We start from the raw sequence: 19,652 nt of genomic DNA on the forward strand, positions 1-19,652 counted from the left end.
GCCGCCGCCATCGAGGCGGAACGTGCGGGCAGCATCTATGTCCGGATCGCGCGCGACCTGGTCAAGCTCATGGAGGAGCGCACCGCCGGCGGCTATGTCTTCCGCACCGACCTGCGGCTGCGTCCCGACCCCGCGGCGACGCCGCTGGCGGTCGGGATTCCCACCGCCATCTCCTACTACGAGTCGATGGGGCAGAACTGGGAAAGGGCCGCGATGATCAAGGCGCGGCCGGTCGGCGGCGACCGCGCGCTGGGCGACAGCTTCCTGACCGAGATCCGTCCCTTCGTCTGGCGCCGCCACCTTGACTTCGCAATGATCGCCGACATCCATGCCATCAAGCGGCAGATACATGCAGCGCATGGCGGGCGCGGCGCGCATGCCCAGGTGCAGGTGGCCGGGCACGACGTAAAGCTCGGCCGCGGCGGCATCCGCGAGATCGAGTTCACCACCCAGGTGCTGCAGCTGATCTGGGCCGGGCGCGATCCCGGGCTGCGCGACCCGACGACGCTGGGCGCGCTGGCCGCGCTGGCCGGCGCGGGACGCATCGAGCGGCGGGCAGCGGCCGACCTCGCCGACGCTTATGTCTTCCTGCGCGACGTCGAGCACCGGCTGCAGATGGTGGCCGACCGCCAGACCCAGCGCCTGCCGGAGGACGAGGAAGGCCTGGCCCGCATCGCCAGCTTCATGGGCTTCGCCGACACGGCGGAATTCGCCGCCCGCCTGACCGGCCATCTGAACCGGGTCGAGCAGCATTACGCGCAGATGTTCGAGCGCGAGCCGGCACTCGGCCTGCCGATAGGCGAGGAGGCCGGACCGAGGCTGCGCTTCGCCGGCACGCGAGACGATCCGGAGACGCTGGAAGCGCTGGGCCAAATGGGCTTCGCCAGCCCGCCCAGCATCTCGGCCATGCTGCGCGGCTGGCTGCACGGCCGGCCGCGCGCCACCCGCAGCGAGCGGGCGCGGGAGTTGCTGACCCTGCTGATGCCGGCGCTGCTGACCGCCTTCGCACGCCAGCGCGAGCCGGACGCGGCGCTGGCGCGCTTCGATGCGGTGCTGACCCAGATGCCGGCCGGCGTGCATATGTTCTCCCTGTTCCAGCGCAACCCGGCGCTGCTGCAGCGGGTCGCGGGCATTCTGGGGGCTGCCCCCGCCCTCGCCAACCATCTCGCGCTCAACCCCGCCTCGCTGGAAGGGTTGCTGGCCGGCAGCGGCCCGGGCGGCGCCGCGGCGGTGCTGCCCGCGCTGCTGAAGGAGGCGCGGCACTTCGAGGAGGCGCTGGACGGCGCCCGCCGCCTCGTCACCGAGGGCAAGTTCGAGATCGACGCCGCCGGGCTGGAGGCGGTGATCGATGCCGATGCCGCCGGCGCCGCCCGCAGCGACCTGGCCGACGCCGCCATCGCCGCGCTCCTGCCGCATGTGACCAGCGAGTTTGTCGGCCGTTTCGGCAAGGTCAAGGGCGGCGCGCTCGCCGTGGTGGCGCTGGGCAAATTGGGCGGGCAGGAGATGCTGCCTGGCTCCGACCTCGACCTGGTGCTGATCTACGACCATCCGGAGGAGGTGGGCGAAAGCGCCGGCGGGCCGCGCAGCCTGCCGGTCAGCACCTATTATGGCCGGCTGGCGCAGCAGATGGTCGCCGCCATCACCGCGCCGGGCGCCGAGGGCAAGCTCTATGAGGTCGACATGCGGCTGCGGCCGACCGGCAACAAGGGGCCGGTCGCCACCTCGCTCTCCTCCTTCCTGCGCTACCATGCCGAGGATGCCTGGACCTGGGAGCGCATGGCGCTGACCCGCGCGCGCTGCGTCGCCGGCCCGCCGGGACTGCGCCGCCGCATCGCCGGCGCCGTGAAGAACGCCATCGTCAGCCATGCCGGCGAGGCCGCGATCAGCGACGCGGTGGCCATGCGTGGCCGCATGCTGCGCGAGCTGCCGGCCGACGGTTCCTGGGACATCAAGGCCATGCCCGGCGGCATGATCGAGGTCGAGTTCATCGCCCAGGCGCTGCAGCTGGCCCATGCGAAGCGCCACCCGACCATCCTGGCGCCGACCACCCGGCTGGCGCTGGGGAAGCTCGGCCGCGCCGGGCTGCTGCCCGCCGAGGAGGCCGAGCTGCTGATCGGCGCCGACCGGTTGTGGCGGACCATGCTGGGGCTGCTGCGGCTGACGCTCGGCCCCTGGCGGCAGGAGGCGCTGCCCGCCGCCACCGCCGCGGCCATGCTGCGCGCCACCGCCCCGCTGCTTGGCCAGGCGGCGGTTGACGTGACCACGTTGCGCCAGCAGATGCGTGACCAGGCCAGCCAGGTGCGCGGCATCTTCGAGCGCCGCCTCGGGCCCTTGAGCGGAGGAGCAGCATGAGCATTGCCGAGGGCGCCGCGGCGCCGGATTTCGACCTGCCGACCAGCGGCGGCGGCCGCGTCTCGCTGGCATCGCTGAAGGGCGCGCCCTTCGTGCTGTATTTCTATCCGAAGGCCGACACCCCCGGCTGCACCACCGAGGCCTGCGACTTCCAGGAAGCGCTGCCGGCGCTGGGCGCGACGGGGGTGACGGTCATCGGCGTCTCGCCCGACCCATTGGGTCCGATCGAGAAATTCGCCAAGAAGCACAATCTGACCTTCCCGTTGGCCTCGGATGCCGAGAAGCAGGCGGCCGAGGCCTATGGCACCTGGGTCGAGAAGTCGATGTACGGCAAGACCTCTATGGGCATGGAGCGGGCGACCTTCCTGATCGACTCGCAGGGCAGGGTCGCCCGGATCTGGCGCAAGGTGAAGGTCGCGGGCCACGCCAAAGCGGTGAAGGAAGCCGTGGCCGCGCTGGGCTGAGGCCCTACAGCAGCTTCAGCGCCGCGAAGCCGGCGACGATGCCGAGGGCGACCAGCGTCGTCAGCAGCGTCAGCCGCTTCTCGACGAAGGCTCGCACCGGAGAGCCGTAGCGCTGCAGCAGCGCCGCCAGCAGGAAGAAGCGCAGGCCCCGCGTGACGATGCTGGCGACCAGGAAGATCCAGGGGTCGAAGGCGGCGGCGCCCGCGGCGATGGTGACGATCTTGTAGGGGATCGGCGTCAGCCCCTTGATCAGGATCACCGCCGCGCCCCAGCGGTCGAACCAGGCGCGGAAGGTGTCCAGCGCCTGGGCATGGCCATAGGCGGTCAGGATCGGCTGGGCCAGGGCCTCGAACAGGAAGTAGCCGATGCCGTAGCCGACCAGCCCGCCGATGACCGAGGCGATGGTGCAGATGGCGGCGTAGCGCCAGGCGCGCTCCGGCCGCGCCAGGCACATCGGCAGCAGCATGGCGTCGGGCGGGATCGGAAAGACGCTGCTCTCGGCGAAGGAGACGGCGGCCAGCCAGCGCTCGGCATGGCGATGCGCGGCGAGTCGGAGGACGCGGTCATAAAGGGCGCGGAGCATGCGCCCCCTTCTCATGCTTTCCACGGGGGGACAATGGCCCGCGCCATGCGCTGCCCAGGCTTGCCTGGGCGCTGGCACGTCCCGCATTCTCCACCCCCGCGCGGGCCGCCGCTGCGGATGGAGGAAATCCGCATGACTGGCCTGCCCCCCTCGCACGCTGAAGCTGGCAAGCGCATCTCACCGATGATGATCCTGGTGGTCGGCGCCGTGCTGACGGCGGCACTGGCCATGGGGCTGCGACAGTCCTTCGGCCTGTTCCTGGCGCCGATGACCATGGCCAACGGCTGGAGCGCCAGCGGCTTCGCGCTGGCCATCGCGCTGCAGGTGCTGGTCAACGGCATTTCGCAGCCGATCTGCGGGCAGATCGCCGACCGCCTGGGCGGGCGCGTCGTCATCATGGGCGGCGCCGCGCTCTACGCGCTGGGCACACTGGGCATGGCGCTGTCCGACGGGCTGCCGCTGTTCACCTTCTTCGCCGGGCTGGTGATGGGCGTCGCCGTCTCGGCGGCCGGCATGCCGGTGATCATGGCCAGCATGACCCGGCTGCTGCCGGAGAGCCAGCGCGGGCGGGCGACGGGGCTCGGCACCGCCGGCTCCTCTTTCGGGCAGTTCCTCGTCGTGCCGCTGGCAGGCCTCGGCATCGCCGGCTTCGGCTGGCAGGGTGCGCTGTTCCTGATGGCGGGCGCCGCGCTGCTGATGATCCCGCTGGCGCTGCCGCTGCAGGACCGGCCAGCACCGCCGGCACTGAAGCACGGCCAGGTCGAGGAGAGCGCCGGCGCCACGGTGAAGCGGGCGCTGCGCAGCACCTCCTTCTGGTGCCTGTTCTTCGGCTTCTTCGTCTGCGGGCTGCATGTCAGCTTCCTGTCGGTCCACCTGCCCGGCTTCGTCGCCAGCTGCCACCTGCCGAGCTTCGTCGGCGCCGGCGCGATCAGCCTGATCGGGCTGTTCAACGTGGTGGGCTCCCTGGCCTCCGGCGAGCTCACCCAGAAATGGCGGCGGCGGGAGCTGCTGGTGCTGATCTATGGCGGGCGCGCCGTGCTGATGGCGGTGTTCTTCATGGCGCCGAAGACGACGGCGACAGTGCTGGCCTTCTCGGCGGTGATGGGGGTGCTGTGGCTGTCTACCGTACCGCCGACGGTCGCTCTCTGCGCCCGCAACTTCGGCACGCGCTGGCTGGCGACGATCTTCGGCATGGTCTTCCTGGGGCACCAGGTCGGCGGCTTCACCGGCGCCTATCTGGGCGGCGTCATCTTTGACCGCACCGGCAGCTATGACCTGATGTGGCTCATTGGCATCCTGGCAGCGGTCTTCGCCGCGCTGATCCACCTGCCGATCCGCGACCCACGGCCGGTGCCGGCGGTCGCCTGAGGCGGTCCCGCCTAGCCATTCCGCCTCCGGGATGGCTTGCCGGGCGGCGCCGCGCCGCCCATGCTGGGCTCCGTCAGGGAGGACCAAGCATGCTGCTCGACCATCGCACCTATATCTGCCGTCCGGGAACGCTGAAGAAGCACCTCGCGATCTACGAAGCCTATGGCAAGGCGCCGCAAACCAAGCATCTCGGCCAGCCGGTCGCATTCCTGACCACGGAAAGCGGCAACGTGAACACCTATGTCCACATCTGGGCCTATGCCGACGCGGCCGACCGCGCCACCAAGCGCGCCGCCATGCAGGCCGATCCGGACTGGATCGCCTATCTCGAGAAGAGCGCCGAGGCCGGCTATCTCGAATTCCAGGAAAACCGGCTGATGCTGCCGGTGGGCTTCATGCCGCCCCCTGTCCGCGCCGGCGGCTGAGCCAGCCGCGCATCGGGGGGAAACAACAAGAATGTCCAGGATCGAGAAGGCCGGGCGTTGCCTGGCCATGCTGGTTGCTGCGCTCGGCCTGACGGCCGGCGCCGCGGCGCAGGAGGCCTATCCGAGCCGCACCATCCAGATGGTCGTGCCCTATCCGCCTGGCGGCAACACCGACCTGATGGCGCGGGCGCTGCAGACGGAATTGTCAAAGGCACTGTCGCAGACGGTGGTGATCGTCAATCGCGGCGGCGCGGCGGGGGCGATCGGCGATGCCGAGCTGGCCCGCGCCCGGCCGGATGGCTACACGATCGGGCTGTCGCCGAACAACCCGCTGACCGCGCAGCCGCATCTGCAGCAGCTGACCTATAGCGTCGACAGCTTCCGCTACATCTGCCTGGTCTATGACAATCCGCAGGTGCTGGTAGGCGGGCGCAACGCGCCGTTCCAGGACATGGCGGGGATGCTGAAGACCGCACGCAGCGGGCATGAGGCGCTGGTCTTCGGCACGCCGGGCCAGGGCAGCACGCAGCATATCCTGCTGGCGGCGCTGCTGCGGCTGGCGAAGACGGACGGGCTGCACGTGCCCTTCACCGGCGCCGGGCCGATGAGCCAGGCGGCGATGGGCGGGCAGATCATGGCCTTTGTCGAGAGCCCGTCGATCCCGGCCGCCACCGGCCTGCCGGTGCTGGCGGTGTTCGGCGCCAACCGGCTGCCGAACCTGCCGCAGGTGCCGACGACGCAGGAACTGGGCCTGCCGGTGCTGGGCACTTCGGCCGGTGGCCTGGTGGCGCCGGCGGGCCTGCCGGATGCGGCGGCCAAGGTGCTGGAGCAGGCCTGCGAGACGGCGGTGAAGAGCGACGGGTTCCGCGTGGCGGCGGAGCGCCTGAACAGCGTCCCGGCCTTCCTGTCAGGCCGCGCTTTCCAGGAGCGTTTCCAGGCTGAAAGCCGCGACAACCATCGCCTGCTGCAGGAGCTTGGCCTCGGCCGGCAATAGACAGAAAAAAGATGGGGGTCCGGGGGAATTCTTTCCCCCGGCCTTTTTCCTGTTACTCGGGGTCGCCGGTATCTGCGACCAGCCCCACCGCCTCGATCCCGGCGACGGCGCAGACTTCGTCCTTGTCCGAGGCATCTCCCGAGATGCCGACCGCACCGAGCACCGTCCCCTGCGCATCCCGCACCAGGACACCGCCCGGCACCGGCACGGCGCGCCCACCGCAAAGATCCGAGAAGGCGTTCATGAAGCCCGGCATCTTGGCCGCGCGGCGGGCGAGCTCACGCCCGCCGAAGCCCAGGGCCATGGCGCCGAAGGCCTTGCCGGTTGCGATCTCAGGGCGCAGCAGGCTGGCGCCGTCCTCGCGCAGCAGCAGCTTGGGCTGGGCAGCCTGGTCGAGCACCACAACGGTCAGCGGCGCCAGGCCGAGCTCGCGGCCCTTGGCCAGGGCGACCTCGCCGATGCGGGAGGCGATAGCGAGGCTGATCCCGGGGGCGAAGCCGATCGGCGGATTGGGCATTCCTGGTTCCTTGTCGTGTTTCAGGCGGGGTTGAGGGCGCGCCAGATGACCTCGGGCGTCGCCGGCATGTCGACATGGGTGACGCCGCGGGCCGAGAGCGCATCGACCACGGCGTTCATCACCGCGGGCAGCGAGCCGGCGCAACCGGCCTCGCCGCAGCCCTTGGCACCGAGCGGGTTGGTCTTGGCCGGCACGGCGTGGCTGGCGAAGTGGAAGCTCGGCACGTCGGAGGCGCGCGGCAGGGCGTAGTCGGAATAGGAGCCGGAGAGGAGCTGGCCGTCCTCGCTGTAGGAGACACGCTCCATCAGCGCCTGGCCGATGCCCTGGACGATGCCGCCATGCGCCTGGCCCTGCACCATCAGCGGATTCACGATGACGCCGAAGTCGTTGACGGTGACGTAGCGGTCGAAATGGACGGTGCCGGTCTCCGGGTCGATCTCGACCTCGGTGATGTGGCAGCCATTGGGGAAGGCCATCGGCGCTTCCTGGAAGATGTGCCTGACGTCCAGGCTGTCGGGCACGCCCTCGGGCAGGTCGGTCGCCTGGCGCAGGCGGGCGGCGAGCTCCATCAGCCCGATGCTGCGGTCGGTGCCGGCGATGAGGAAGCGGGCGCCGCTCTCGGCATGCGGCTCGAAATCGAGATCGGCCTCGGCGGCCTCGAGCAGATAGGCAGCGGCGGCGCGGGCCTTCTCCACCACCTTGGCCGAGGCCTCGATGATGGCGGCGCCGGAGGCCATCAGCGACTTGGAGCCGCCGGTGCCGCCGCCGGCGATCAGCTGGTCGGAATCGCCCTGTAGCAGGCGGATGCGGTCGAAGGGCACGCCGAGCGTCTGGTGCAGCACCTGGGCGAAGGGCGTCCAGTGGCCCTGCCCGTAATCGAGGGTGCCGGTGATGATGGTGACGCCGCCATCGGCCTCGAAGCGGATGCCGCCCATCTCCTTGGCCGGGGGGGCGGTGCATTCGAGGAAGTTGCCGACGCCGCGGCCGCGCAGCAGGCCACGGGCAGCGCTGGCGGCCTTGCGCGCCGCGTAGCCGTCCCAGTCGGCCTCCTGCATGGCGCGTTCCAGCAGGGTGGAGAATTCGCCGCTGTCGTAGTTGGTGCCGGAAGCGGCGGCATAGGGCAGCTGGTCGGGGCGGATGTGGTTGCGGCGGCGCAGCTCGATCGGGTCGATGCCCATCTCGGCGGCGGCCGTCTCGATCAGCCGCTCCATGAAGTAGTTGCCCTCGGGGCGGCCGGCGCCACGATAGGCGGCGATCGGCGTGGTGTTGGTCACCAGGCAGCGGGTGGCGACCTCGATGAGCGGCGTGGTGTAGTTGCTCTGCACGTTGCGCACGAAGTTCATCGTGCCCATCAGCGGCCCGACATTGGCGAGGTAGCCGCCCATATTGGCGAAGCTGGTCAGGCGGACGGCGAGGAAGTGGCCCTCGGCATCGAGGGCCAGCGACGCGTTGACCTCATGGTCGCGGCCATGCATGTCGGAGAGGAAGCTGCCGGTCCGCTCGTCGGTCCATTTCACCGGCCGCCCGAGCGCCTTCGCCGCATGCAGCAGACAAACATATTCGGGATAGACCGAGGCCTTCATGCCGAAGCTGCCGCCGACATGGCCGGTCAGCACATGCACCTTCTCGACCGGTACCTTCAGCAGGTCGTTGGCCAGCGAGGCGCGCAAGCCGAAAACGCCCTGGCAGCCGACGTTGAGTGTGTAGCGGCCGCTTTCCGCATCGTATTCACCGATGGCGCTGCGCGGCTCCATGGCGCAGACGACGATGCGGTTGTTGCGCAGCGACAGGCGGGAGACATGGGCGGCGCCGGCGAAGGCGGCCTCCACCTTGGCCGCGTCGCCGAAGCGGAAGTCCAGCACCTGATTGCCCGGCAGGTGGTCGTAAAGCTGCGGCGCATCGGCGGCGGCGGCGGCCGAGGCCTCGGTCACCGCCGGCAGGGGGTCGATATCGGGGAAGATGGCCTCGGCGCCGTCACGGGCGGCATCACGGGTCTCGGCGACGACGAAGGCGATCGGGTCGCCGACGAAGCGGACCTTGTCCAGCGCCAGCACCGGCCGGTCGATATTGGACAGGCCCTGCAGCGGCAGGGTGCAGCGGAAGGTGCCGTATCCCGCCTCGACCAGATCCTTGCCCGTATAGGCGGCGACGACCCCGGGCACATCGAGCGCGGCGCTGGTGTCGATGCCGTTCAGCACGCCGTGGGCATAGGGGCTGCGGATCATGACGCACCAGAGCTGGCCGGGCATCTGCAGGTCGTCGGTGTAGCGCCCCTGCCCCTGCAGCAGGATCGGGTCCTCGTTGCGGGGGACAGGCTGGCCGATGCCGAATTTCAGGCGGGTGGGGTCGAGCGACAGGGAATCGGGCATGGCGGGACACTCCGGAGCAGCGGAAAGCGCGTCCGCCAGCCTAGAAGCATCCGCAGCATGTGGCGACCCCCGCGGCCTGCCGCGGTGACAGCGACCTCGGATACCATATCGTTTCTTCCAAAAAACGGAAAACGGCCCGCCGTCGAAACGAGGGCCGTCTTGCCGATCCGCCTTGCCGGAGGCCCGCCATCGCGGGTTGTAGATTACTCGCCACCACCACCTGGCCGAAGCCGACAGGGTCGCCGGCCGTCAGCCGGCGCGGCGCGCCGCGCTCTCGGTATTGGCGGGCACCGAGGGGGCAACGGTGCGCACGGCGCTGTCGGCCTCGACCATGATCGAGCGGATCTCGCGCAGGAAGGTCGCGCCCTTGACGGTGCGCTGCACCAGCACGCTGCGGCGATCCTGCGGATCGGTCTTGCGGCGCGCCAGGTCGAGCTCGCCCAGGCGGTCCAGCGCCCGAGTGATGGCCGGCTTCGACACATTCAGCGCCGCCGCCAGCCCACGCACCGTATGCGGACCCTCGCTCATGTACACGGTCAGAAACACGCCCAGCTGACGGGCCGACAGGTCGTGCCCGTCGCGCCGCACCAAGGCGACCACCGTGTCCCGCAGGATGCCAATCAGTTGATCGGGAGCGTTGTGAACGGGCATTTGGGGTGCATTCCCTTAGCAGAACGGGTCCGACGACGCTCAGGGCCGCCGGAAAGGTGAAGAAGAAAGCTGGCTACAACGCCGGCGAGCAGATTGCTGTCTTATTTGGTATGACGCGGTGCGGGTTTCGATACGACCGCGGGACCTTTATCACCAGAGAGCAGTTTCTCTAGGCCGACATGCAATGCCCGCATCGCTTGCGCTTCGCCGCCTTCTGGCCGGCCAGGACGTGTGGAATCGTTCCATGCATACAGGTCAAGGTGAGCCCATCGAATATGCTCTGGAACAAACTTCCGCAAAAACAGCGCAGCAACGACAGCTCCGGCCATTGGACGTGAGGCGACGTTGTTAATATCCGCGACCGAACTGTCGAGCCACGAAGCGTAACCGTCATGCAACGGCATCCGCCACAGCGGGTCTGCAACCTGGATGCCGGCTGCGAGCAAGTTGTTCGCCAGCATGTCGTCGCTGGCAAAAAGTGCTGGAAGATCAGGGCCCAGGGCCTGACGGGCCGTGCCGGTCAGGGTCGCGGCGTCGATCATCCAGGCAGGCTCCTGTTCGCTGGCGTAGCGTAACAGATCAGCCAGTACCAGTCGGCCTTCCGCATCGGTATTGCCAATCTCGACGGCGATGCCAGCGCGCGTGCGGATCACGTCCGATGGACGGAAGGCGCGGTGGGAAATAGCGTTTTCGACACAGCCCACCGCCAGCAGCAGTTGGACCGGCAGACCCTGGGTCATGATCAGCTCCGCCAGGCCAATCAGCATGGCTGCGCCGCCCATGTCCTTCTTCATGCGGCGCATGCCTTCGGCGCTTTTCAGATCGAGGCCGCCGGTGTCGAAAACCACGCCCTTGCCGCAGAGCGCGACCAGCGGGTCGCCTTGCCGTCCCCAGCGCAGCAGCGCGACCCGCGGGGTCCGGTGGCTGCCCTGGCCGACCGCGGCGATCGCGGGAAATCCGTCGGCCAGCGCGGCGCCCTCGATGATCTCGATCTCTGCGCCATGCGTCCGACCCAGAGCGGCGACCGCCTCGGCCAACTGCTCCGGTCCCAGATCTGCGGCCGGCGTGTTGATCAAGTCACGCACCCGCCAGACGGCGCTCGCGGTAGAAAGGGCCGCCTGCGACTCGCCTTTCAGTTGCAGACGCGCCGGGCGACGCGTCGGCTGGCGGTAGCGGCTGAAGCGGTAGGCGCCCAGGCACCAGCCCAGCGCCCCGGCTGCCTGCCGCCCGGCATCGGCGAGGTGCCAGCGGCTGTCCTCCGGAAGACCGAAGGCCAGGCCGCCATAGGGCCAGGGGGACTCCTCGACCTCCTTCGTGGCCCCGAGACCGAGCACCGCGCCCGCCAGCCCGCCGGGCCCCGGCAGCAGGCGCAGCTCACCGGCCTTGGCCGCAAAACCGCTGGCAGCGAGGAAGGCGGACTGTTCGGGCGGCTGCTGCTGCAGGAAGCCACGCAAGTCCACGGCCGCCACGCAATGCAGTGGCAGGGAGGGGGTGGCAGGGTCGGTGTCGACAGGCAGCATCAAGCGGCTTTCATCGGGCCAGAGGGGCGATTGACCGGACTTGGATTCGCCCCCGCAGCCTAGCAACGCCGCTGCGAAGATTTAGCTTCGCAGGATCGCTTCAACAATTTGTTGCACCTCCAGCGCCTCGCGCAAGGTTGCGAGGCCGGACGCGGTGTCGCCGCCTGTCAGCGCTGCCAGCTTCTGCATCTGGCCTTTGAGAACCATGGGCCGCATCGCCTCGTTCGGCAAGGCGTCGGAGGCCGGGCGCCAAGCACCGTCAGCCTCCAGCCGCTCGGCGAAGGACCAGTTGCGCAGGCGGATGCTGCCAGCCTCGCCTCGCAAGACCCAGCTATTGGCCTCATCCCCGGCGATGCGGCCGACGCTGCCCGACAGCGTCACCGGCACGCCGCCGGCGCGCAGCTCGGCCTCAATGCCGATCTCGGCCAAATCGCCCCCGGGATAGGTGACCGAGGCGGAGACCAGCTCAATCGGCCCCAGCTGGCGGCGGGTCAGGAACAGGAAATGCGAGACCACCTCGCGGGTGAAGCCGCCCTCGGCGCGGCGGGCCAGCCAGCCGGAGGCGCCGTGCTGCCAGCCGCGCGGCCAGCGGCCGAAATCGGTGCGAATCACCAGCGACTGCGGCACCCCGACCGCACCTGCCGCGCGCCAGGCGGCGAGCTGGGCGACCGCCGGCGAGGAGGCCATCGGGAAATTCACCCCGGCCCGGGCGCCACCCGCCTCGGCCTCGGCGACGAAGCGGGCGGCCTCCTCCAGGTCGGTGGCCAGCGGCTTCTCCAGCAGCACGGCGCGGCCGGCGGCCAGGGCGGCGCGGGCCAGCGGAATATGCGCGGCCGGCGGCGCCGCCACATAAAGAGCGTCGCAGGCCTCGATGACCGCGGCGGCATCGGCCAGCAGCGGCACGCCCGGAGCCAGCGTCGCCAGCCGTCCGGCCACCGCCGGCTGCGGATCCCAGACGCCGGCAAGGCGCACCTCGGGATGCGGAAAGGCGGTGGCGACCAGCCTTTCGCCCATGATGCCGAAGCCAACGATGCCGAGTGCGATCTGGGCCATCCGCCCCTCTCCCTGAACCAGGTTCATTCGGCGGGCGCTTTAGGCCCGGCGCCGCCCGCTGGCCAGACCTGCATCGCGGCGGGCCGGTTGACGCGGCGGGCCGCACCGCGCATCCATGCCGCATTCCCTTTGCACTGGAGACGACGCGCATGCGCCGCGTGTTCCTGATGGGCCTGACTGCCCTGCCGCTGCTGGCAGGCTGCGCCATGACGACCCCCGCGGCCGCGCCGGCTGCGGTGGTCTTCTTCACCGAGGACAGCGCCGAGCTGGATCCCTCGGCGCAGGGCGTGGTGGGCGACGTGGCCCGCCAGGCGGCGGCGCAGCCCGAGGCGCCCGTCACCGTGCTGGGCTTCGCCGACCCGGATGGCGGCCGCGCCTACAACCGCGCCCTTTCCGCCGCCCGGGCTGAGAATGTCGCGGAGGCGCTGCGCCAGGCCGGCGTCGCCCCCGCCCGCATCCGCACCACCCCGCGCGGTCCCGTGCCCTTCGAGATGATGCCGCTCGAGAGCCGGCGGGTGGAGATCCGCATCGGACAGGTGGCACCATAACCTTTATAGATCCCCAGTCGGAGCAGGACCCTCTCGAGGTCCTGCACCGCGTCTTCGGTCATTCCGCCTTCCGCGGCCTGCAGGAGGAGGTGATCCGCCACAGCGTCGCGGGCGGCTCCGGACTGGTGCTGATGCCGACCGGCGGCGGCAAGAGCCTCTGCTTCCAGGTGCCGGCGCTGTGCCGGCCGGGGCTCGGCGTCGTCGTCTCGCCGCTGATCGCGCTGATGGAAGACCAGGTGGCGGCGCTGCGGCAGCAGGATGTCGCCGCTGCCGCGCTGCATTCCGAGCTCGACCCCGACGAGGCGCGGGCGGTGTGGCGCGACCTGAATTCCGGGCAGCTGAAGCTGCTCTATGTCTCGCCCGAGCGGCTGACCAGCGAGGGCACCCTCGCCCGGCTGGATGAGATGCGCATCGCGCTCTTCGCCATCGACGAGGCGCATTGCGTCAGCCAGTGGGGCCACCACTTCCGGCCCGAATACCGCGCCCTGCCGATGCTGGCCGAGCGCTTCCCGGCGGTGCCACGGCTGGCGCTGACGGCGACCGCCGATCCGCGCACGGTGCAGGACATCCAGCGGCAGCTCGGGCTGGAGGACAGCCCGCTGTTCCGCGCCAGCTTCGACCGGCCGAACATCATGATCGGCGCCCTGGCCCGTGACCAGGAGCGCGCCCAGCTGCGCGGTTTCATCAAGCGCGCCGGCGACAGCAGCGGCGCTGGACTGATCTATTGCGGCACCCGGCGCAAGGCGGAGCAGACCGCCGAATGGCTGCGCGCCGACGGGCAGGATGCGCTGGTCTTCCATGCCGGGCTGGAGCCGGCCGAAAAACGCGAGGCGCATCGCCGCTTCGCCCGTGGCGACGCGGTGGTGATGGCCGCGACCATCGCCTTCGGCATGGGCATCGACCGGCCCGATGTCCGCTATGTCGCCCATACCGACCTGCCGAAGAGCCCGGAGAGCTGGTACCAGGAGATCGGCCGCGCCGGCCGCGACGGGCTGCCGGCCGAGGCGCTGCTGCTCTACGGCGCCGGCGACATCGCGCTGGCCCGCCACCGCATCCAGGAAAGCGGCGCCAGCGACGAGCAGAAGCGGGTCGAGCGGCAGCGGCTGGACGCCATGGTCTCGATTGCCGAGGCCTCCACCTGCCGCCGCCAGATTCTGCTCCGCTGCTTCGGCGAGGCGGCGCCCGAGCCCTGCGGCCGCTGCGACATCTGCCTCAATCCGCCGAAACTGTTCGACGGCACGGTGCCGGCGCAAAAGCTTCTCTCCGCCGTGCTGCGGACCGGGCGGCGATTCGGCGCCGGCCATGTCATCGATGTGCTGCTGGGCAAGACCACGCCAAAGGTCACGCAGTTCGGCCATGACCAGCTGCCGACCTTCGGCGTCGGCCGCGACCTGCCGGAATCGGCCTGGAAGGGCATCGCCCGTCAGCTGGTGGCGCAGGGGGCGCTGGACGTCGTTGTCGAGAACCATGGCGAGCTGGTGCCCACCGAGGCCGCCCGCCCGATCCTGAAGGGGGAGCAGCAGGTGATGCTGCGGGAGGAGCTGGTCGCCCCCCTCACCCCGCTGGGGCGCAGCCGGGCGCGGCCGGCCTTGCCCGTGCTGGGCAATGCCTCGGCCGATCCGGTCTTCGCCGCCCTGCGCGACTGGCGACGCAAGACCGCGGCGGCCCAGGGCGTTCCTTCCTATGTCATCTTCCAGGATCGAACCCTGGCTGAGATCGCCTCGGTCCTGCCGGCCGACCTGGATGCGCTGGGCAAGGTCTCCGGCGTCGGCGCAACCAAGCTGGAGCGCTACGGCGACGCCGTTCTGCGGGTGTTGCGAGAGTGCGAATGACTTGCAAATCGAATTGAGAATGGATATCAACAGGCATCGTCATTCGACCGGTGCCCCTGCATGTATGTCTGCCTCTGCAATGGACTGACCGATGCCCAGATCCGCGGCGCAATCGCCGCGGGGGCCAGCCGGCCGAAGGAGGTCTATGCCGCCTGCAACTGCAACGCGCAGTGCGGCTGCTGCACCGGGACCATGCTGTCCATCATCCGCGACCAGCCGGCGCCGCCGAGCGAAATCGCGGCTGGCAACTGAGACCGCCTCTCACTAGCATTATCAAGCAAAAACAATAGCTTGACCTGAGAAGGCGATGGCGGCAACTTCCGCTCCGAGAAATCGGGACGGAGTGCCGACAATGCTGCGTGACCCCAAGGTCATCGAATTCCTGAACACCCAGCTCACCAACGAGCTGACCGCCATCAACCAGTACTTCCTGCATGCCCGCATGCTGGACAACTGGGGCGTGACCAAGCTCGGCAAGCACGAGATGGCCGAATCCATCGAGGAGATGAAGCATGCGGACGAGCTCATCAACCGCATCCTCTTCCTGAACGGCCTGCCCAACGTCCAGCGCCTGAACCAGATCCTGATCGGCGAGAGCGTCGAAGAGGTCCTGCGCTGCGACCAAAAGCTGGAAGACAAAGCGATCAATGACCTGCGCGACGGCATCGCCCATTGCGAGGCGGTGCGGGACTTCGTCTCCCGCGACCTGATGATGCGGATCCTGATCGACGAGGAGAAGCATGCCGACTTCGTCGACACTCAGTTCGATCTGATCAAGCAGATCGGCATCGCCAAGTACATTGCGCTGAACAGCGACGCCGCCCCGGACCAGGGCAAGGAATAAGCGGCCGCAAGCCGGATGCGGAAAGGCCTGGGGGATCCCTCCCCCGGGCCTTTCTCATGTCTGCGGAAGGGCCGTCAGCTCAGTGAGCGTAGACCAGGTTCACATCCTCGCCGAACCGGTCGAAGGCCACGCCATAAACATGGATCGAAATGGCGTCGCAGCCGCCGATATTGGCCAGGCGATGGATCAGGTCGGGATCGGCCGGGCCATGGCTGGTGGTGCCGCTCATCCGCAGCACGCTGCCGGTCTGCACCGGCTGCCCCGCCGCATCGGCCTTGTAGAAGCCCTCGGTCAGCATGCCGCGATAGACGCCGAGTGCGCACCAGGTGCGATGCGCATGCACCGGGCTCATCTGCCCTGGCCGCCAGGCCAGCGCGACCACCGCATAGCCGCCGGCAGGGTCGGCATGCAGCAGGTGGCGGACATACCGATCCGGGTTGCAGGGACAGGCTTTGCCGGCCAGCAGGTCGGGGCTGGCCAGATGCGCAGCGATGGCGGCGGCGACCAGGGCCGGGCGTTCGACCGGATCGCCGGCAGCGGCGGTCGCGATATCGGCCAGCATGGCGGCCAGTGCGTCGCGCGGTGCGATGAAGGACATGGCGCGGCGCTCCGTTAGAGGACCATGGCGGATTCGGGGGTTGTCAGCGCCGCCAGCACCATGCTGCGCGAGGCCGAGACCTGCTGGCGCATGATGCTGCCGGCGTCCTCGGCGCGGCCAAGCGCCAATGCCTCAATCAAGGCATGGTGCTCATGCGCCATCTCGCCGGTGCGGTCGCGCCGGCGCAGGCCGAGCGCCAGCATGCGCGTGCTCTCGTCCAGCAACCGGTCGACCTGGCGGGCCAGCCGGCCATTGCCCGACAGCTCGGCGACGGCGACATGGAAGGCCTTGTTGGCGTCGAGGAAGGCATGGGTGCTCTCCTCATCCTCCGGCCGATAGCCGCAGGCGCAGACGGAATCGAGCCGGCGCAGCTCGGCCGTGTCGACGCGGCCGGCGGCGCGGCGCGCGGCCTCGGGCTCCAGCATAAGCCGTAGGTCGAAGACCTCATGGATGTCGCGGATGGTAACCAGCGAGACGATCCAGCCGCGCCGCGGCACCGCCTGGACCAGGCCTTCTTCAGCCAGCCGGGCCAGGGCGGCGCGCACCGGAGCCTTGCCCAGCCCCAGCAACTGCGCGGCCGAGGCCTCACTCAGTGTCTCGCCGGGCAGCAGCCGGGTGGTCAGGATCTCCCGCCGCAGTGTGGCCACCGCCTGCTCGGTCAGCGAGGGGGCCGGCTCGACCGGCGTGAGAATGGACATGATAGAGCGATTCCCATGTCGCTGACATGTCACAACCATTAGGCCATGCTGTGCCTGCCTCGCAAGGCAAAAGCCCTGCGTCCGGCAGCCTCCCTGCAGAAAGGGCCGGAGCTTGCGTCCCGGCCCTCTTGATCCGTCAGTTCAAAGCGAGGTTAGCGTGCCCGCGCGATGCAGAACTCGACCACGCCGGTCAGCGCCGCCTTCTCCGGGCAAGCCCCGAAGGCCGACAGAGCGGCGATGGCCCGGTCTCCATAGTGGCGAGCACGGACAATGGTGTCCTCTATAGCGCGATGGCGTCCCATCAGGATCAGCGCCTCGGCCAGGTCGCCGTCCTTCTGGTCACGCTCCTCCAGCACCCGGCGCCAGAAGGTTTTCTCGGTCTCATCGCCGCGTTCGAAAGCCAGCAGCACCGGCAGCGTGATCTTGCCCTCGCGGAAATCGTCGCCGACCGTCTTGCCCAGCTTTTCCTGCGCCGCGGAATAGTCCAGCGCGTCGTCGACCAGCTGGAAAGCGATGCCCAGGTTGCGGCCATAGCTGTCCAGGGCCTCGGCTTCGGCCTTGGGGCGCTCGGCCACCACGGCGCCGACCCGGGTCGCGGCAGCAAAGAGGGCCGCGGTTTTGCCCTCGATAACGTCCAGATACTGCGCCTCGGTTGAGGTGGTGTCGTTCTGGATGACCAGTTGCAGCACCTCGCCCTCGGCAATGGTGGCAGCGGCACTGCAGAGGATGTCCAGCACCTCGAGCGAGCCGTCGGCCACCATCAGCTGGAAGGCGCGGGCGAACAGAAAGTCGCCGACCAGCACGCTGGCCTGGTTGCCGAAGACGGCATTGGCGCTGGCCTGGCCGCGGCGCAGGTCGCTCTCGTCGACCACGTCGTCATGCAGCAGCGTGGCGGTGTGGATGAATTCGACGCAGGCGGCGAGGCCCACATGCCGCTCGCCGCGATAGCCGCAGAGCCGGGCCGCGGCCAGCGTCAGCAGCGGGCGCAGGCGCTTGCCGCCGGCCGCGATCAGATGCGCCGCCAGCTGCGGGATCAGTTGCACCGGGCTCTGCATCCGCGCGATGATCAGGCGGTTGCAGGCCTCCAGGTCGTCGCGGACCAGGCCGACCAGGGCGGTCAGCGCATCCTCGGCATCCGGGCGGACGACCGCCTCGGCCGGGGTGGAAGTCGTGTTCTGGTTCGCGTCCTGGGGCGCGGTGCGCGTCGGCGCGGCGGGAAAGCTCACGCGGCCATTGACCTCTGTGCTGGGGCGGGCACCATAGCCACCGGGGTCCGGGGCAGCAAGGCGCCGCCTCCCTCGCCCGTGCCCCCCTGATCATCGCCTGGAGTTTGCCGCCGATGCGGATCGTGGCCGAGAGCGCCGACCCCATCCGCCTATCCTTCCTCGCCGCCCTGCTGAACGATGCCGGCATTCCCAGCCTGCAGCTGGACGCGCATGTCAGCGCGCTGCATGGCGGCATCGGCGCCTTTCCGCGGCGGCTGGGCGTCGCGACCGACGATCATGCCCGCGCCCTGGCCGTGCTGCGCCAGGCCGGCCAGCTCGAGCCGTGACCGCCACGGCCGAGGCGGGCTTCACCGAGGACGGCTTGCTGGGTGGCGCGGTGCGGCTGCGCCAGCCGCGCGGCGGGCTGCGCGCCGGGCTGGATGCGGTGCTGTTGGCGGCCGCGATCCCGGTGCGGCCGGGGCAGGTGCTGCTCGAAGGCGGCTGTGGCGCCGGCCCTGTGTTCCTGTCGGTCCTGGCACGGCAGCCGGATCTTCGGGTCTTCGCGGTAGAACGCGAGCCGGCGCTGGCGGCGCTGGCGCGGGAGAACGCGGCGATGAACGGTGTCGCCCACCAGGTCACGGTGATCGAGGGCGATATCGCCGACCCGGCCCTGTTGCGTGACCTGCCGCAGCTGGACCATGCTTTCGCCAACCCGCCCTACTGGCCCGATGGCAGCGCGCCGCCCGAGGCGCTGCGCGCCGGCGCCACGCATCACGGCAAAGGCCCGTCGCTCGGCGACTGGGCCAAGGCGCTGGCGAAGCCGCTGGCGCATCGCGGCAGCCTCACCTTCGTGCTGCCGGCCAGCCGCGCCGCCGAGGCCGCAGCGGGCCTGCGCGCTGCCCGCTGCGCCGAAGTTTTCTTCCACCCGCTCTGGCCCCGTGCCGGCCAGGCGGCCAAGCGCCTGCTGATCCAGGGGCGGCGCGGCGGGCGCGGGCCGGACCGGCTGCTGCCGGGCCTAGCGCTACACGAGGGCGACGGCTGGTCGACCGCCGCCACCGCCCTGCTCGAGGCACCGCGGCCGCTTTCCTGGCGCTGATCGCGCCTGCCGCGGTGCAGCGATTGCGCCGCTTCCGGCGCTGCTTTACGAGGTGACGCCATGAGCGCCGATCTGGACCCTGCCCTCGACGAAGCCGATCCCGACGTGCTGCTGGCGGCCGCCGATCGGCGGCGCGACGCGGCGTCCTGGCAGGAAGCCGCCCGGCTCTATGGCCGGGTGGTGGCGCTGCGGCCCGAGGCTTGGCCGCTGATGGTGCAGGAAGGCCATTGCCTGAAGGAAGCCGGCTTTATCGCCGAGGCGCTGGCCCGCTACCTGTCCGCCGAGGCGTTGGCGCAGGAAGATGCCGATCTTCAGCTGCAGATCGGCCATGCCCATAAGATGCTCGGTCACCGGCCTGAAGCGGCGCAGCGCTATGCCCGCGCCGTGGCGCTCGACCCCGGCAATGCCGATGCCTGGCGCGAGGCCTCGGCCACCGCCGCTTGGCTGGACGAGCCGCCCGCCGGGCAGATGCTGCCCGATCTGCTGGCCAGCATGGAAAGCCGTGCCCCCGCCGCGCCTGCACCAACCCCGGCCC

21 protein-coding genes are annotated in these 19,652 nt (G+C 70.0%); 12 read left to right on the forward strand and 9 right to left on the reverse strand.

Going from position 1 to position 19,652, the window contains the following annotated elements; all coding sequences use genetic code 11:
* Together BKE38_RS16710 and BKE38_RS16715 are read left to right on the forward strand one after the other, a co-directional pair.
* The coding region (locus tag BKE38_RS16710; RefSeq protein ID WP_076958414.1) for a bifunctional [glutamine synthetase] adenylyltransferase/[glutamine synthetase]-adenylyl-L-tyrosine phosphorylase at positions 1-2,352 on the forward strand (2,352 nt) is incomplete at its 5' end.
* Positions 2,349-2,816 (forward strand): peroxiredoxin, encoded by a 468-nt coding sequence (locus BKE38_RS16715; RefSeq protein WP_076958415.1) that lies wholly within the window; start codon positions 2,349-2,351, stop codon positions 2,814-2,816. The genes BKE38_RS16710 and BKE38_RS16715, both read left to right, overlap by 4 nt.
* Before the next feature lie 4 nt (positions 2,817-2,820).
* On the opposite strand, the gene BKE38_RS16720 is transcribed toward BKE38_RS16715, so the two are convergent.
* Positions 2,821-3,399, reverse strand: a complete 579-nt coding sequence (locus BKE38_RS16720) for a YqaA family protein (RefSeq protein ID WP_076958416.1) — start codon at positions 3,397-3,399, stop codon at positions 2,821-2,823.
* Positions 3,400-3,531: 132 nt separating this feature from the next.
* On the opposite strand from BKE38_RS16720, the gene BKE38_RS16725 reads away from it, so the two are divergent.
* The 3 genes from BKE38_RS16725 to BKE38_RS16735 all read left to right on the forward strand — a co-directional run bounded on the left by BKE38_RS16725 (position 3,532) and on the right by BKE38_RS16735 (position 6,186).
* Positions 3,532-4,767 carry an MFS transporter gene (locus BKE38_RS16725; RefSeq protein ID WP_076958417.1) on the forward strand — a complete coding sequence of 412 codons (1,236 nt, stop codon included), beginning with the start codon at positions 3,532-3,534 and terminating at the stop codon, positions 4,765-4,767.
* Between the two features lie 89 nt (positions 4,768-4,856).
* The gene (locus tag BKE38_RS16730) at positions 4,857-5,192 is read left to right on the forward strand and encodes an NIPSNAP family protein (RefSeq protein WP_076958418.1); all 336 of its coding nucleotides are present in this window, start codon (positions 4,857-4,859) and stop codon (positions 5,190-5,192) included.
* 31 nt (positions 5,193-5,223) lie between these two features.
* Positions 5,224-6,186 carry a tripartite tricarboxylate transporter substrate binding protein gene (locus BKE38_RS16735; protein ID WP_076958419.1) on the forward strand — a complete coding sequence of 321 codons (963 nt, stop codon included), beginning with the start codon at positions 5,224-5,226 and terminating at the stop codon, positions 6,184-6,186.
* A gap of 52 nt (positions 6,187-6,238) precedes the next feature.
* Here BKE38_RS16735 and BKE38_RS16740 read toward each other — a convergent pair whose 3' ends face one another.
* The 5 genes from BKE38_RS16740 to BKE38_RS16760 form a co-directional block, all read right to left on the reverse strand.
* Positions 6,239-6,703 carry a GlcG/HbpS family heme-binding protein gene (locus BKE38_RS16740; RefSeq protein ID WP_076958420.1) on the reverse strand — a complete coding sequence of 155 codons (465 nt, stop codon included), beginning with the start codon at positions 6,701-6,703 and terminating at the stop codon, positions 6,239-6,241.
* 20 nt (positions 6,704-6,723) lie between these two features.
* Positions 6,724-9,072 carry a xanthine dehydrogenase family protein molybdopterin-binding subunit gene (locus BKE38_RS16745; protein WP_076958421.1) on the reverse strand — a complete coding sequence of 783 codons (2,349 nt, stop codon included), beginning with the start codon at positions 9,070-9,072 and terminating at the stop codon, positions 6,724-6,726.
* Between the two features lie 249 nt (positions 9,073-9,321).
* Positions 9,322-9,723 carry a MarR family transcriptional regulator gene (locus tag BKE38_RS16750; protein ID WP_076958422.1) on the reverse strand — a complete coding sequence of 134 codons (402 nt, stop codon included), beginning with the start codon at positions 9,721-9,723 and terminating at the stop codon, positions 9,322-9,324.
* 101 nt (positions 9,724-9,824) lie between these two features.
* Complete coding sequence (locus tag BKE38_RS16755; RefSeq protein ID WP_106409235.1) at positions 9,825-11,243, reverse strand: leucyl aminopeptidase family protein; 1,419 nt, start codon at positions 11,241-11,243, stop codon at positions 9,825-9,827.
* Positions 11,244-11,324: 81 nt separating this feature from the next.
* Positions 11,325-12,296, reverse strand: a complete 972-nt coding sequence (locus BKE38_RS16760; protein WP_076958424.1) for a Gfo/Idh/MocA family protein — start codon at positions 12,294-12,296, stop codon at positions 11,325-11,327.
* 149 nt (positions 12,297-12,445) lie between these two features.
* Between BKE38_RS16760 and BKE38_RS16765 the strand changes: the two genes are divergently transcribed.
* The 4 genes from BKE38_RS16765 (at position 12,446) to bfr (ending at position 15,520) form a co-directional block, all read left to right on the forward strand.
* Positions 12,446-12,844: an OmpA family protein gene (locus tag BKE38_RS16765; RefSeq protein WP_076958425.1), complete on the forward strand. Its 399-nt coding sequence runs from the start codon at positions 12,446-12,448 to the stop codon at positions 12,842-12,844.
* 41 nt (positions 12,845-12,885) lie between these two features.
* Positions 12,886-14,676, forward strand: coding sequence for a DNA helicase RecQ (gene recQ, locus BKE38_RS16770; RefSeq protein WP_367595896.1), 1,791 nt, complete (start codon positions 12,886-12,888; stop codon positions 14,674-14,676).
* 60 nt (positions 14,677-14,736) lie between these two features.
* Positions 14,737-14,928 carry a (2Fe-2S)-binding protein gene (locus BKE38_RS16775; RefSeq protein WP_076958427.1) on the forward strand — a complete coding sequence of 64 codons (192 nt, stop codon included), beginning with the start codon at positions 14,737-14,739 and terminating at the stop codon, positions 14,926-14,928.
* A gap of 100 nt (positions 14,929-15,028) precedes the next feature.
* Entirely contained in the window at positions 15,029-15,520 is a 492-nt protein-coding gene (gene bfr, locus BKE38_RS16780) for a bacterioferritin (RefSeq protein ID WP_076958428.1), read from the forward strand.
* Between the two features lie 79 nt (positions 15,521-15,599).
* On the opposite strand, the gene BKE38_RS16785 is transcribed toward bfr, so the two are convergent.
* The 3 genes from BKE38_RS16785 to BKE38_RS16795 form a co-directional block, all read right to left on the reverse strand.
* The gene (locus BKE38_RS16785) at positions 15,600-16,118 is read right to left on the reverse strand and encodes a cysteine dioxygenase family protein (RefSeq protein WP_076958429.1); all 519 of its coding nucleotides are present in this window, start codon (positions 16,116-16,118) and stop codon (positions 15,600-15,602) included.
* 14 nt (positions 16,119-16,132) lie between these two features.
* Positions 16,133-16,816, reverse strand: a complete 684-nt coding sequence (locus BKE38_RS16790) for a GntR family transcriptional regulator (RefSeq protein WP_076958430.1) — start codon at positions 16,814-16,816, stop codon at positions 16,133-16,135.
* Between the two features lie 152 nt (positions 16,817-16,968).
* Positions 16,969-18,042: a polyprenyl synthetase family protein gene (locus BKE38_RS16795; protein WP_106409236.1), complete on the reverse strand. Its 1,074-nt coding sequence runs from the start codon at positions 18,040-18,042 to the stop codon at positions 16,969-16,971.
* A gap of 113 nt (positions 18,043-18,155) precedes the next feature.
* Between BKE38_RS16795 and BKE38_RS16800 the strand changes: the two genes are divergently transcribed.
* The 3 genes from BKE38_RS16800 to BKE38_RS16810 all read left to right on the forward strand — a co-directional run.
* Complete coding sequence (locus tag BKE38_RS16800) at positions 18,156-18,368, forward strand: putative signal transducing protein (RefSeq protein ID WP_076958431.1); 213 nt, start codon at positions 18,156-18,158, stop codon at positions 18,366-18,368.
* On the forward strand, positions 18,365-19,117 hold the full coding sequence (locus BKE38_RS16805) for a tRNA1(Val) (adenine(37)-N6)-methyltransferase (RefSeq protein ID WP_076958432.1): 753 nt from the start codon (positions 18,365-18,367) through the stop codon (positions 19,115-19,117). The genes BKE38_RS16800 and BKE38_RS16805 overlap by 4 nt, the downstream gene beginning before the upstream one ends.
* 60 nt (positions 19,118-19,177) lie before the next feature.
* The coding region (locus BKE38_RS16810) for a tetratricopeptide repeat protein (RefSeq protein WP_474104347.1) at positions 19,178-19,652 on the forward strand (475 nt) is incomplete at its 3' end.

The organism is Teichococcus deserti (assembly GCF_001982615.1).
Classification (GTDB): Bacteria; Pseudomonadota; Alphaproteobacteria; order Acetobacterales; family Acetobacteraceae; genus Pseudoroseomonas; species Pseudoroseomonas deserti.